14 protein-coding genes are annotated in these 13570 nt (G+C 67.1%); 7 read left to right on the top strand and 7 right to left on the bottom strand.

From position 1 onward, the window contains the following. Nucleotides 1-254 precede the first annotated feature (254 nt). Complete coding sequence (locus ON29_RS28965) at nt 255-674, bottom strand: DUF5318 domain-containing protein (protein WP_040871200.1); 420 nt, start codon at nt 672-674, stop codon at nt 255-257. A gap of 113 nt (nt 675-787) precedes the next feature. Here ON29_RS28965 and ON29_RS28960 point away from each other — a divergent pair, with 113 nt between their 5' ends. The 4 genes from ON29_RS28960 (at nt 788) to ON29_RS28945 (ending at nt 4444) form a co-directional block, all read left to right on the top strand. After that, nucleotides 788-1879 (top strand): DUF1707 SHOCT-like domain-containing protein, encoded by a 1092-nt coding sequence (locus ON29_RS28960; RefSeq protein WP_083864129.1) that lies wholly within the window; start codon nt 788-790, stop codon nt 1877-1879. A 3-nt stretch (nt 1880-1882) separates the two neighbouring features. After that, nucleotides 1883-2680, top strand: coding sequence for a DUF1707 SHOCT-like domain-containing protein (locus ON29_RS28955; protein ID WP_040871182.1), 798 nt, complete (start codon nt 1883-1885; stop codon nt 2678-2680). A gap of 113 nt (nt 2681-2793) precedes the next feature. Then, nucleotides 2794-3351, top strand: coding sequence for a PadR family transcriptional regulator (locus ON29_RS28950; protein ID WP_040871180.1), 558 nt, complete (start codon nt 2794-2796; stop codon nt 3349-3351). Further along, the gene (locus tag ON29_RS28945; RefSeq protein WP_040871179.1) at nt 3344-4444 is read left to right on the top strand and encodes an inositol-3-phosphate synthase; all 1101 of its coding nucleotides are present in this window, start codon (nt 3344-3346) and stop codon (nt 4442-4444) included. Before ON29_RS28950 ends, ON29_RS28945 begins: the two co-directional genes overlap by 8 nt. Nucleotides 4445-4512: 68 nt before the next feature. Here the strand turns inward: ON29_RS28945 and ON29_RS28940 are convergent, their stop codons facing one another. The 6 genes from ON29_RS28940 to ON29_RS28915 all read right to left on the bottom strand — a co-directional run bounded on the left by ON29_RS28940 (nt 4513) and on the right by ON29_RS28915 (nt 11324). Beyond that, nucleotides 4513-4938, bottom strand: a complete 426-nt coding sequence (locus ON29_RS28940; RefSeq protein WP_040871177.1) for a GyrI-like domain-containing protein — start codon at nt 4936-4938, stop codon at nt 4513-4515. Nucleotides 4939-4947: 9 nt separating this feature from the next. Continuing rightward, nucleotides 4948-5406: a GyrI-like domain-containing protein gene (locus tag ON29_RS28935; RefSeq protein ID WP_040871176.1), complete on the bottom strand. Its 459-nt coding sequence runs from the start codon at nt 5404-5406 to the stop codon at nt 4948-4950. Between the two features lie 250 nt (nt 5407-5656). Then, nucleotides 5657-7933 (bottom strand): transglycosylase domain-containing protein, encoded by a 2277-nt coding sequence (locus tag ON29_RS28930; RefSeq protein WP_040871175.1) that lies wholly within the window; start codon nt 7931-7933, stop codon nt 5657-5659. A 123-nt stretch (nt 7934-8056) separates the two neighbouring features. Continuing rightward, nucleotides 8057-8950, bottom strand: a complete 894-nt coding sequence (locus ON29_RS28925) for a carbohydrate ABC transporter permease (protein ID WP_174371876.1) — start codon at nt 8948-8950, stop codon at nt 8057-8059. Next, a complete protein-coding gene (locus ON29_RS28920) occupies nt 8950-9978 on the bottom strand; it encodes a carbohydrate ABC transporter permease (RefSeq protein WP_083864128.1) in 1029 nt (342 codons plus the stop codon). Before ON29_RS28920 ends, ON29_RS28925 begins: the two co-directional genes overlap by 1 nt. A gap of 44 nt (nt 9979-10022) precedes the next feature. Then, complete coding sequence (locus tag ON29_RS28915) at nt 10023-11324, bottom strand: ABC transporter substrate-binding protein (protein ID WP_040871194.1); 1302 nt, start codon at nt 11322-11324, stop codon at nt 10023-10025. A gap of 689 nt (nt 11325-12013) precedes the next feature. Between ON29_RS28915 and ON29_RS36510 the strand changes: the two genes are divergently transcribed. The 3 genes from ON29_RS36510 to ON29_RS28905 all read left to right on the top strand — a co-directional run bounded on the left by ON29_RS36510 (nt 12014) and on the right by ON29_RS28905 (nt 13527). Further along, nucleotides 12014-12268: a hypothetical protein gene (locus tag ON29_RS36510; protein ID WP_169332612.1), complete on the top strand. Its 255-nt coding sequence runs from the start codon at nt 12014-12016 to the stop codon at nt 12266-12268. Further along, entirely contained in the window at nt 12258-12620 is a 363-nt protein-coding gene (locus tag ON29_RS28910) for a hypothetical protein (RefSeq protein WP_157172935.1), read from the top strand. Before ON29_RS36510 ends, ON29_RS28910 begins: the two co-directional genes overlap by 11 nt. 61 nt (nt 12621-12681) lie before the next feature. Further along, on the top strand, nt 12682-13527 hold the full coding sequence (locus ON29_RS28905) for a DUF2786 domain-containing protein (protein ID WP_245549209.1): 846 nt from the start codon (nt 12682-12684) through the stop codon (nt 13525-13527). The last annotated feature ends 43 nt before the right edge of the window (nt 13528-13570 follow it).

Raw genomic sequence — 13570 nt, 5'->3', positions numbered from 1 at the left:
CGGGCGGCGGAACCGGCCGGGCGCCGGGCGGCGGGCCGGGACGGGGATTCTGGTACGGGTTGGGACTTGGACGTGAACTCTGTGGAGGACGGCCGCCATGTGGCTCATCGCCGTAGGGGGAAGTCTCGTAGGGCGAATTCACTGACAAGATCTCCATAACTCGTAGCGGTCCAAGTGGCTATCAGCGGTAGTCGTCACCGCGGCGGACGCATGCCGACTCGGCGAGTCACCCGACGGGCGAATGACCTGGCACTTCATTCGGCGGCGGTGCGCCGGTTCGCGCGTGTCCCGGTGCGGCGGCGTGGCGGCGCAGGCGTGGAACCGAGCACATAGGACTGCACCAGATGATTCCAGCTGCAGGTCCTGCATACCTCGACGACATGGACCGAGAACTCCTCGCGCGTCTCGGCGAGGCGCACGAGTTCCTCGGGTGTGCGAGCCGATCCGGCGACCGGCCCGAGGCCGTCGCCGAAGACCCAGGATACGAGGGTCAGTTGTTCCTTCCGGCAGATGGGGCATGTGACCTCACTCCCCCGACCGTGGAACTTCGCCGCACGTAAGAGGTAGGGATTCGCATCACACACCTCGGCGACATCGACTCGGCCCGCATAGACGTCAGCCAGCAGCGACCGGCGCCGGAGGGCGTAGTCGACAACTTGCCGCTGAATTCGCACGAGAACCAGAGTAGCGGTGTTGGAATCGGGCCGCCCCGGGCTGTGCGGATTGACCGGCTCCGGCGGGTGCCGGATCCGGCGCGTCGTGCCGTTATCCGGATTACGATCCGTCTGTGTCCACCGCAGCATCCGGGCGCACGCGAGCGCGTGACCTCGACCGCGCCACCGCGTCCAGCCTGCTGGATGCCGCCTACGCCGAGGGCCAGCTCGGCGCCGACGAGTACCACGACCGAATCGCGCAGGCCGCGGCGGCGAAAACGCTCGGCGAACTGGCCGCGCTCACCGCCGATCTGCAAACCCCCGCCGCCGCGCGCGGGTTCACCGCGCAGCGCTCGTCGGCCACGCGAAAAGTATTGCGCCGCTCGGCATCCGGAGGTAGTTATCCCGATCACACCCGGGCCCGCGATGCCGATCGCGCCACTACTCGCGACCTGATCGACTCCGCCCGCGCCGACGGTCAGCTGTCCGAGGAGGAGCACGACACCCTCACCGAGCTCGCCGCGCAGGCACGCACCCTCGGCGATCTGAAGGATCTGGTCTCGGACTTGCAGCGGGCCCGCGATGTCGCCCCCGCGCCGCGGCCGCCGCGTTCGCGTCGCCGGCAGTGGTACGTGGGTGCGATGACCGTGGCCGCGGTGCTGGCCGCCTGCGCCGGATATCTCGCGGTCACCCGGGAGGCGGAGGCGCCGCGACCGGCGGCGCAGGCCCTGCCCGTGTTGGACCAAGGGGCGGTACAGCCTTTGGTGATCCCAACGCCGAGCCCGCACACCACCGAAGGAATCGCCACATTCCTACGGAACTACCAGCGGAAATTCGGCGACCTCCAAGTCGACGAGCTGAATATGCACGAAGATTTCGCCACGCTCGTCCGGGCGGTGCCGGGCCAGCCGAACCGGAAGGTCTCCTACGACTACCGCGGTGGTTTCGCCCAGTCCGGGAAGATCGAGACGCGCAAGGCCGACACTCCCTCGGTGGACCTGGGCACATTGAACGCGGAGGCGATCGGCCGGGCGCTCGCCGACGCGGCCACGATCACCCGGGTGCCGGACGGCGCTGTGTCGCTTTTCGTGGTGCGAGCGAACGGCAACGGGGGCTCCGCCGAACCGACCGTCACCGTCCATGTGAACAACCCGGCCAGGGAGAACGGCTACTTCACGCTGACCCCGGCGGGCGAGATCCGCCTCGTCCGGCCGTTCAAGGGATAGGCGATGGCGACGACCCGATACAGCGGCATCCGCGCCCGCGACACCGACCGCGCCGATGTCTGCGGCCTGCTCGACGCCGCGCTGGCCGATGGCCAGCTCAACGCGGGCGAGCACGCGGCGCGGACCGCGGAGGCGATGCGAGCCAAATCCTTCGGCGAACTCGACGCGCTGATCGGGGATCTACAGATTCCGGGCGAACTCGCGGACGCCCCGGTGGTCCGCGTCGACCGCAGGCGGCCGCGGCGCTGGCTGGCGCCGGTCTACACGATCGCTGCCGCCCTGGTCGCCGGTGCGATGGTGGGCGCGATCAGCCGTTGCGGCATCGATCTGCCCGGGTCGTCGGAGAAGGTTCCCGATATGACCACCGGTGCCGGCCTGGCCTACTTCCTCGCGGAGTACCGGGCCGAGTTCGGCGACCTGATCGCCGACGAGGTCACGCTGTACCCGAAGTACGCCATCGTGGACCGGCAGCAGCCCGGCAACGAAGCCCAGACCGGCGACTACCGCTACGACGGCGACTTCGGCACCTCGCGGACCTCCGAGCGCAGGACCGGGACGCGCACCCTCGACCTCGCCGCCATCGACGTGCCCGCTATCGCCCGGCTGCTGGCCGGCGCGCGGCAGACGGTGCGGTGCCCGGACGGCGAGATCAGCCACGTCGGCTTGGCGTTCGACACACCCGACGCGGCCGATCGCGGTCCCGTGGCGAATATCTACGTGAACTGCAAAGGCGGCGCGTCCGGGTACGCGAAGGTCACCTTCGCGGGCGAGCCGATCGCGGTCTACCCCGCCTCTCGCTGAAGCAACGAAACGCCCGTACCCGGCAGCCGTCTGTGCACAGATGTATCGCTCCGATATAGTGGAAAGTCGCATCCATCGGTTAGGTCTGTACAACAGTCAGGGGGTGAAGCCCGGTGCTCGAGCTGGCAATCCTCGGGCTGCTCCTCGAAGCGCCCATGCACGGCTACGAACTGCGCAAGCGGTTGACCGGCCTGCTCGGCGCGTTTCGTGCCTTCTCCTACGGTTCCCTCTACCCGACGCTGCGCCGCATGCAGGCGGACGGGTTGATCGCCGAGGAGATCCCCGCGGGCGCGACGACTCGCCGTGCGCGACGGGTTTACCAACTGACTCCGGCCGGGCGGGAGCGGTTCAGCGAGTTGCTCGCCGACACCGGACCGCAGAACTACACCGACGACGGCTTCGGCGTTCATCTGGCCTTCTTCAGCCGCACCCCCGCGGAAGCGCGGATGCGGATCCTGGAGGGCAGGCGGCGTCAGGTCGAGGAGCGCCGAGAGGGGCTCCGGGAGGCGATCAAGAAGGCCAGCGGTTCGCTGGATCGCTACACCCGGCAGCTCCATCAACTCGGACTCGAATCAAGCGAGCGCGAAGTGCGCTGGCTCAACGAGTTGATTGCGGCGGAGCAATCGACGAAGGCGGCACCACAGAAAGAGGGAAATACCGGCCATGAGTGACATCGAGAAGGCTGACAACGCCACAGAGGTTCGCGTCGCCATCGTAGGTGTGGGGAACTGCGCCTCTTCGCTGGTCCAGGGCGTGCAGTACTACCGGGACGCGGACGAGTCCGCGACCGTTCCCGGTCTGATGCACGTGCGGTTCGGGCCCTACCACGTCCGCGACGTCAAGTTCGTCGCCGCGTTCGACGTGGACGCGAAGAAGGTCGGCTTCGACCTGGCCGAGGCCATCTTCGCCAGCGAGAACAACACCATCAAGATCTCCGACGTGCCGCCCAGCGACGTCGTCGTGCAGCGCGGCCCGACCCTCGACGGCATCGGCAAGTACTACGCGGAGACCATCGAGCTGTCCGAGGCCGAGCCGGTCGACGTGGTGCGGGTGCTGAAGGACAACAACGTCGACGTGCTGGTGTCCTACCTGCCGGTGGGTTCGGAGGAAGCCGACAAGTTCTACGCGCAGTGCGCGATCGACGCGGGTGTCGCGTTCGTCAACGCGCTGCCGGTGTTCATCGCCTCCGACCCGGTCTGGGCGGAGAAGTTCACGAAGGCCGGTGTCCCGATCGTCGGTGACGACATCAAGAGCCAGGTCGGCGCGACCATCACCCACCGAGTGATGGCCAAGCTGTTCGAGGATCGCGGCGTGCAGCTCGACCGCACCATGCAGCTCAACGTCGGCGGCAACATGGACTTCAAGAACATGCTCGAGCGTGAGCGCCTGGAGTCGAAGAAGATCTCCAAGACCCAGGCCGTCACCAGCAACCTCAAGAAGGAGCTCGGCGCCAACGACGTGCACATCGGCCCGTCCGATCACGTGGGCTGGCTCGACGATCGCAAGTGGGCCTACGTCCGCCTGGAGGGCCGCGCCTTCGGTGACGTGCCGCTGAACCTGGAGTACAAGCTCGAGGTGTGGGACTCGCCGAACTCCGCAGGCATCATCATCGACGCCGTGCGCGCGGCGAAGATCGCCAAGGACCGCGGCATCGGCGGACCGGTCATCCCGGCCTCGGCCTACCTGATGAAGTCCCCGCCGCAGCAGCTGGCCGACGACATCGCGCGCACCCAGCTGGAAGCCTTCATCATCGGCGCGGAGTAATTCGGCGGACCGACGCAAGCCGGCCGGAGGCAATGCCTCCGGCCGGCTGCGTTGGTACGACGTCCGCGTTAGTCCAGGGAGACGTAGACCTCCACCGACGCCGGGCCGGTGTAGCGCTCCACCTCGGCGGTGTGGGAGCGGGTGATGGTTCCCGCGTTCTCGGCCTTCGCCACCTGCGCCCAGGCGGTGCGCAGCAGGTCGTAGGGCTTGTCGGCGACGACGAACTTGGCGTAGCGGCCCTGCGGGACGATGGTGAGCACATCGCCGGGGTCCAACTCGTCCATCCCGCCGATCTCGTAGCCGAGCACCGCGACGGCGTGATCGTTCTGGCCGATGTAGGCGGCCACCCGCGGCACGGTCTTCTCCCGCGCCAGATACCGGTCCCAGGTGAAGTTCACCAGGTCGAGGTCACGCGCGGTCACCTCACGGCCGGCCAGCGGCACCGTCAGGCCGGCGACCATGCTCTGCGGCAGAGTGACGATCTCGAAGTCCACTGTCTGTTCCTACCCGTTGCCCTGATCGTCTGCCAATGCCACGAAGACTTCCACCGTTCGCGCGTCCGGATAGTGTTCCCAGTCGCCGGTGTAGGCGCGCAGGAGCCGCCCCGCGGCCTCCGCGTCCCACACCGCTCGCCAGATGCTCACAATGGTGTCGCCGAGATTGTCGCCGCTGGCGATGAACCGGGCGAAGCGCCCGGCGGGCACCCGGGCGAGCACGTCGCCGGGCTGCAGGTCGGCCAAGCTGTGGCAGCGGTAGCCGACGATATGGGTCAGGTACGAATTGATCTCCGGCGCGTGGTCGACGTACGCCGTGGTGGGCGGTCCGGGCAGCTTGCGGGCCAGGTTGCGCTTCCACGCCTCTTCGACTTTCGCGCGGCGCGGCCCCTCGACCGCGAGCGCGGGGCTGCGAAGCACTGTTCCCGCCACCAGCGTCTCGGGTTGGTCAACGACATTGAAATCCACCGGCGTAGCCCCTATGTCTCGTCTGTCTTCAATTGGCGTCGCTCCCGGTGCCCTCCATGGTGCGCAGGCTACCGCCTCCGGGCCCGCCGCTCGCGCCGCGCTGTCGTCGCTCGAGCGCATATCCTTCCGCATCGTTTCCGCGGTTTCGGCGTCGGCCCGTTCCGACGCACTCGCTGTTCGCTCTCACTCTGGCAAACGATGCTGCCATGTCATGCGTTCCGCCGGGGCACGGAAGGTCACAGCATCATCGCTATCCAGGAACCGGAATGCTCAGGCCCGGGAAAATCTCCACCTCCCTGGGCGGTTGCGGGCTGGACGGGATGACCACGGCGGGTTCGCGCTGCGGTGACGGCTGCGGCGGATTGAGGATGTCGTAGGGGCCGCCCGAGGGAGGCTTGGTCTGATTCGGCCGGTCCGGGGCCTGCGTCCCCGGGAACTGTTCGATGGGCGTGCCGTCGAGCGCGTCGTCCATCACCTGTTTCCAGATGTCGGCGGGCAGGCCGGAGCCGTAGATGTCGGCGCCGCGCGCGGTGCGGATCGGCTGGGACTGCTCGGTTCCGATCCATACCGCCGTGGACAGCGACGGGGTGAACCCGATCATCCACGCGTCCTTGTTCAGATCACTCGTACCGAGTTGCGTGGTACCGGTTTTGGCGGCCGAGGGACGGTTGTTCTTCAGAGCGTGCCCATTGGAGTAGGCCGCGATCGGGAGCATCGCCGCGGTGGTGTTCTCCGCGATCTTGCGGGGGATGCTCTGCTTGCCCTCGGGCAGTTGTTCACCGACCTGCTGATCCGGGCCGCGATCCAGGAGCACCCGCCCGTCACCGGTCACCACGCGCTGTACGAAATAGGGCCGGTGATAGACGCCCGACGCGCCGATCGTGGCGTAGGCCGAGGCCATGTCGATGGGCCGGACCGAATACTGCCCGAGGACGATCCCGTTCAGCGGTCGCCCGCCGTCCTCGGTGAGGGTCTTGCCCGGCACGCCCGGCAGTTCCTCCGGGATGCCCGCCGCGTGCGCCGCGTCCGCGATCGCCTGCGGGCCGTCGAACATCGTCATGGTCAACCGGTAGAAGCTGGTGTTCAGCGAGCGCTTCAGCGCCTCCGCCATGGTGCACTTGCCGCATGATTCGCCGTCCACGTTGGTGATCCGGGTACCGCGGTCGGTCACGGGGGAGCTGTCCAGCACGCGGGACAGCGGGATGCTCTGCTGCTGCGCGGCGATCGCCGCGAAGATCTTGAACGCCGACCCGGTCTGCAACGGCGCCTGGGCGAAATCGAAGCCGATACCGTCGTAGCCGCCGAAGTACGCGCGCACCGCCCCGGAGCGCGGGTCGATCGACACCACCGCGGCGCGCAGTTCCGGTGGCTGCGCACCGAGCCGGTCGCGCACGGCGCCCAGCACCGCCTGCTGCGCCCTGGTGTCGATGGTGGTGGTGATCTGCAACGCGCCCTTGTTCAAGTCGCGCTCGCTGATGCCGGAGTCGCGCAGTTCGCGCACCACCTGGTTGCGGATCAGGCCCTCGGGGCCGCGGGTCACATTGTCGTCCGGGATCTGGGTGAGCGGGATGACCGGCGGAAAGACGGTCGCGTCGCGATCGCCCGGCGCCAGCGCGCCCATCTCCACCATTCCGTCGAGCACGTAGCGCCAGCGCGCTTTGAGGTCCGCGAGGTGGGTTTCCGGGTCGAGGATCGATGGCGTCCGGATCAGCGCCGCGAGCACCGCGCCCTCCGCGAGGGTCAGCTGGTCGACCTGTTTGTCGAAGTAGACCTTGGCCGCCGCGGCGATGCCGTAGGACCCCCGGCCGTAATAGATGGTGTTGAGGTACGCGGCGAGGATGTCGTCTTTACTCCACTGCCGCGCCATCTTCGCCGCGATGATCAGTTCGCGCATCTTGCGGGTGACGGTGCGCTCGGAGCCGAGGAACGCGTTCTTGACGTACTGCTGGGTGATCGTGGAGCCGCCACCCGCGTTGTCCTTGCCGAGCAGGTTGTCCCGTGCGGCACGCAGGAAACCGGAAGTGGAGTAACCGGGATTGGTGTAGAAATTGCGGTCCTCCGCCGACAGCACCGCGTCGCGCACCGGCCGCGGCACATCGGACAACGGGACCGGCGTCCGGTTTCCGTCCGGCGGAACGATTTTCGCGAGCACGGTGTTGCTGTCGGAAGCGAAGATGGTCGCGATCTGATTCGTCTGCACCGCATTCGGATCCGGGATCTCGGCGCTCCAGTACGCCAGGACGGACAGCAGTGCGGGCACCACGCCGAAGAGGATGAACAAGGCCAGCAGCAGGCGACGGATACGTTCGGCTCTGCTGCGCGGCGGGCGATCCGGCTGCGCCGGACGCGGGGTGGGCGGTCGTGATTTCCGTCGGGCCGACGCGCGTTCGCGACGCTCGCGTGCGTTCCGCTTCGCCGCATCCGGCCGCTGCGTCCAGCCCGCGATCGAGGCATACGGTGCGGTCGGGGGAGCCCCCTTGGCGCCGCGTCCACGTCCTCGCGGTTTGCGGAACGAGCTCACGATCATCTCCTCCCGGAGCGCCGGACGAACTCACCTGCACGAACGAACGGAAAAGAGCGTCGAAAGCCAGAGTTTACCGTGTTCTCTCACAGGCGGCTTTCCACTTTCCGGCCCGGCCGCACGCAAGACTCAGCTCTTCACGCCGCCCGCGGTCAAGCCGGAGATGATGCGCCGCTGGAAGAGCAGGACCATGACGACCAGCGGAATGGTGACGATGGTGCCTGCCGCCATGATCGCCGCGTACGGCTGGACCAGCGGGTTGTTGCCGGAGAAGCGAGCGATCGCGACGGTGACCGGTTCGGTCTTGTCGCTGGAAAGCAAACGCGCGAGCAGGTATTCGTTGACCGCGGCGATGAACGCGAGGATCGCGGTGGTGAATACGGCGGGAGCGGCCAAGGGCAGCATCACCAGGCGGAACGCCTGCAACTTGGTGGCGCCGTCGATCCGGGCGGCTTCTTCGAGTTCCCACGGCAGTTCGGCGAAGAAGGACGCGAGGATGTAGACCGTCATCGGCAGCACGAACGAGATGTTGGGGATGATCATCGCCTGGTACTCGCCGATCCAGCCGAGGTTGGTGAACAGCTGGAACAGCGGGGTCACCAGTACGACCACCGGGAACATCGAGGCGCTGAGGATCAGGCCGGACACCACGTACTTGCCGTGGAAGGTGAGCCGCGCCAGCGCGTACGCGGCGAGCACGCCGATCGCCAGCGCGATCGCCGTCGTGATGGAGCCGATGATGATGCTGTTGACCAGCGCCTTGCCGAAATTGTTGCCGCGGCTGGTGTCGAACGCGTTGCGGAAGTTCTCCAGCGTGACGTGCGTCGGCCACGGAGTGTTGTCGAAGGTGTAGTCGGGGTCGCGGAACGCGGTGACCGCCATCCAGTAGAACGGCGCGAGACCCCAGACCAGCACGATCAGCGCACCGAGGTACAGGCGTACCGAACCGAGTCGTTTGGTCCACGGAACCGGCCGCGCGGCGGACTTGTCGGTCGCCGGTTTTTGCGCCGTCTGCACGGACATCAGTGCGCCTCCCGCTGTTCTTCCTGGGTGCGAACCGCGTTCGCGCCGAGGATCTTCACCAGCACGAACGCCACGGCGAAGATCAAAAGGAAGGTGATCGTGGACAACGCGGCCGCGCTGTTGGGGCCTTGCCGGACCTGATCGACCACCAGGATCGACACCGTGCGGGTGGACGGGTTACCCAGCGTCATGATCGCGGGCAGGTCGTACATCCGCAGGGCGTCCATGGTCCGGAACAGCACCGCGACCAGCAGGGCGGGCTTCAGCAGGGGCAGGGTGATCTGGGTGAACCGCTGCCAGGCCGACGCGCCGTCGACGCGGGCCGCCTCGTACACGTCGGCCGGAATCACTTGCAGTCCGGCCAGCAGCAGCAGCGCCATGAACGGCGTGGTCTTCCAGACGTCGGCCGCGATCACCGCGAACCGGGCGGGCCATGCGTCGGAGGTCCACAGGATGTGCGTACCGAGTACGCGGTTCACCACGCCGTCGTACTGGAACATGAACTCCCACAACCGCGCGGTGACGGCGGTGGGGATGGCCCACGGAATCAGCACGGCCGCGCGCAGCAGCGCCCTGCCGCGGAAGGTCTTGCCCATCACCATGGCCATGCCGAGGCCGAGCGTCGCTTCGAGCGCGACGGTGACGACCGTGAAGAACAGGGTGACGCCGATGGCCACCCAGAATTGCGAGCCGAGGTTGCCGGTCGGGCAGGCCACCGTCTCGCCGGTGGCCACCTGGCACTGCTGCAGCAGCCAGTGCGTGTAGTTCGCGAACCCGGCGTTGCCGCCCTCGACGAACATGCCGGTCGCCGGGTCGAGGCCGGGGTCCTTCTGGAAAGACATCCACAGCGCCCGGATCACGGGATACCCGATGACGACCGCGAGCGCGATCAGCACGGGCGTGACGAACACCCAGGCTTTCCCGGATCGTCGCAATTCCAGGGCCGTCCTGGCGGCGAAGCCGCGCCCGGCCGGAACGACCTCGTCGTCTTTCGGCACGCTAGTCGCCGTTCCCGAAGGATCCGACACCGTTTCTCTCCTGCGGGTTCGTCGGGTCCGTTGCGCTCAACCGCTCACGATCCGGCGGTTTCGATGCCCTTTTGCATCCCGGTGATCGCGTCGTCGACGGACTTGGTTCCGTTCAACGCAGCATAAGCGTTGTCCTGGATGGCCTTGCTCACCGCGGGATAAAAGGGTGTCACCGGGCGCGGCACCGCGCTGGAGATGGAGTCCTTGAGCGCGGGCAGGTACGGCATCTTCGCGATCAGCGCCGGGTCGTCGTACATGGACGCGCGCACCGAGGGCAGCGCACCCGCGGCGACGATGTGCTGCGCGTCCTCGCTGATCAGGAAGCGCAGGAAGTCCAGCGCGGTGGCCTTGTTCTTGGAGTACGCGCTGATCGCCGCGTTGTAGCCGCCGAGGGTGGAGGCGCCGACGCCGTTCTCTCCGGGCAGCGGGGCCACCGCGAACTTGTCCTTCACGGCGGAGGCCTCGCCGCCGACGTCACCGAAGGTGGACGGCCACGAGCGCAGGAACATCAGCTTGCCCTGCGCGAAGGCGTTGCTGGACTCGGGCTCCTTGAAGGTGATGGCCTCTTTGGGGATGTCGCCGTTGTTGTACGCGTCGACCAAGACCTTCAGTCCGGCGCGGGACTGCGCGCTGTTCACCGTGGGGGTCTTGCCGTCGGCGCCGACGAAGCTGCCGCCATAGGCGTTGATCACCTCGGCCGCGTTCACGGTCAGGCCCTCGTAGGGCGCGAACTGGCCCGCGTAGCAACCGATGTTCTGCTGGCGCGCGATGGCGCACTGGGCGAGCAGTTCGTTCCAGGTCTTGGGCGGGTTCGCCACCAGGTCCTTGCGGTAGAACAGCAGGCCGCCGTTGGTGTTGCGGGGCGCGGCGTAGAGCGTGTTGTTGTAGGTGGCGCTGGCGACCGGCGGGGAGAGCAGCGCGCTGGTGTCGATGGTGAAGGAGTCCTTCAGCGGCTGGATCCAGCCCTTGGCGGCGAACTCGGCGGTCCACGGCACGTCCAAGGCGACCACGTCGTAGTTGGACTGCTTGGACCGCATGTGCTCGACCAGGTCGTCGTACTGCTGCGAGGCGTCGTTCGACTGTTCCTTGAACGTCACCGGCTCGTCCGGGTGCGCGGCGTTCCAGCGCTCGATCAGCTGCTTGACCGCGCCGGTCTCGGTGGTGTCCTTGCCCTCGACATAGGTGATCGGACCGCGACCGGTGAGGTTCTGGCTGGTCGGACTGCCGCCGCTGTCGCTGGAGCAGGCGCTGGTGAACGTCGCGGTCAGCAGCCCGACCGAGGCGACCGCCACCGCGGCTCGCGGCACCAGCGACGAACGTAGAGACGACACCTTCTTCACAGCCATCGCAAACACTCCAGGATCATTCGTGAGCGGCAGCACACCCTGCCGGTGCACAAGGCAAGATACATGGTGTCGATCCGGAGTGCGGGACAGTGGCGGTAGGAGCAGCTTGTGGGGCCTGTTCCCAGGATGCTCTCGGCGGTACACGCGGTGGCCACAGGGTGATTCCGGTGTTGCTCGGGCAATTCGTAATATCCTGCGCCACTCGATAATTCGATGGTATTCTCGTGCTACCGACGGGGGGTTCGTATGTTCGGTGTCCATTCCCGACAGGCGTTCGAGGTTGCACTACCTGTCTCTGCGAGTCTGTTCCACTTGTATCTCGGTGATCCGGCTCGCGGGTGGGCGGCCGTCGTTCGGAAGTGCTCTCCTCGCGGAGGGGTGCCTACACATGCAGGCAGGCACTTGCAGTTGATGGGAGTTGAGTTCGCCGCGTTATCGCGGGGGGAGGAATTCGCGTGTCTATCGCAATTCGGGTGGCTTTATCTGCTGTGTGCGCCGGAATCACTGTTCTGGGATTCGCATCACCCGCTGCAGCCGAACCCCAAGTCTGGGGTGCCTGCGGGGTGTCGGACAACGACGCAAAAGTAGTCAGAACCTTCTCGATCACTACCGGGCCTGTGGGAGGCAAGTCGGGCACGTTGCTGTGCGGGAACAGGGACAGTGGATTCCGTCATATCAAGGATCGCCACATGGCCGAATGGGAGGGCTTGGCGGCGATCGAGCGACGTAACTGGCGCGATATCGTTGATATGGCGATCGAAAAGTCACTGTCCTCGCCGGACAAGTTCACGACGCAAGACGGCGGGAAGTTCTGCTATACAGGCCAGATCTACCTGGTCAACAAAGTGACCGGCCAGATTGCACAGACCGTTCAACCTACGGTAATTGTTACTGGCAGTGGAAAGATCATTACGGCTTTTCCAGGAGGTGGGTGTGCACGTTGATCCGACGTCAGCCGAGCTGACCGAATCGGTGGCCCGCGCCGCGCGCGGGTTGGGACTTCGCGTGGCGACCGATGAGAAGGGCGGGCTCTGGATCACGGCCCGAGGGGAGGTCGAGCTGGCGCCGCCGGTCGCGATCGAGTTCAGTGAAGAGGCGATCAGTGACTACTACGCGCGGATCGCGTCGAGGGTTCCGGATGACGAACCTGACCATACGCCCTCGAGTTGGTGGTACATGCTGATGTCCACCCACCTGTACGAGGCGCTGTACGAGATGGATCGACTCGGTGTCCCGTGCGACATCGTGATCGGACCCAGCGGGCTCACCGCGGTACCCAGCGAGCGAATGACGTAGTTCTCGATCGAAGCCGACATCGGACGGAGTTCGACCGGCTACGCCCACTAGGCTGGGCGCGATGACTTCGCCGAACGCGGTTCCCGATCGGATGCTCACGCGCATCGGTGGGCTGCTGCGCAAGGCCGAGGCCACCGACAACGAGCACGAGGCCGAAGCGTTTCTCGCCGCGGCTCAGCGCCTGGCCACGAAGTCGTCCATCGACCTCGCGGTGGCGCGGGCGCACATCGCGGGACGCGAGCGCAGGCCCACGCCGGTGCAGCGGGTCATCCCGATCGGTGAGCCGGGCAAGCGCGGGCTGCGGACCTATGTCCAGTTGTTCATCGCGATCGCGGCGGCGAACGACGTGCGCTGCGATGTGGCCCGCACCTCGACGCAGGTCTACGCGTATGGATTCGACTCCGACATCGATACCTGCGAGGCGCTCTACGCCAGCCTGCTCGTGCAGATGGTGCGCGCGTCCGACCAGTACATCAAGTCGGGCGCGTACAAATCGGCCACCGTCGAGAAGATCGTGGTGGAGAAGCGATGGGGTCGTCCGGTCCGGCGCCGGGTGCAGGCGCCGGTCGCGGGTGTGACAGCACGACTGAACTTCCAGATGGCGTTCGCCGCGCGGATCGGGCGGCGGCTGACGGAGGTGAAGGCCGAGGTCGAAGCGGAGGTGTTGCCACGGGAGGCCGAGGCCACCGGCACGGCGCTGGCATTGCGCGCCAAAGAGATCGAGCTCACAGACTTCTACGCCGAGACGTCGGAGGCGCGCGGCACCTGGCGCGGGCCGCAGGCGTCGGCGGGGCATTCGGCGGCGGCGCGGGCGGCGGGGGATCGCGCGGGCCGGGCCGCGCGGATCGGTACCTCGCCCGAACTCCCGGCTGCCCGGCGGAAGTTGAGCACCCCCGAGGGCGGTTGACCAGCGTGCACAACATCGGGCGTGCGGGCGGGCGTGGCCGCGC

Origin of the sequence: Nocardia exalbida NBRC 100660, from assembly GCF_000308575.1 — a bacterium.
GTDB classification, from domain to species: Bacteria; Actinomycetota; Actinomycetes; order Mycobacteriales; family Mycobacteriaceae; genus Nocardia; species Nocardia exalbida.
This window is presented reverse-complemented; position numbering and strand designations above follow the sequence as displayed.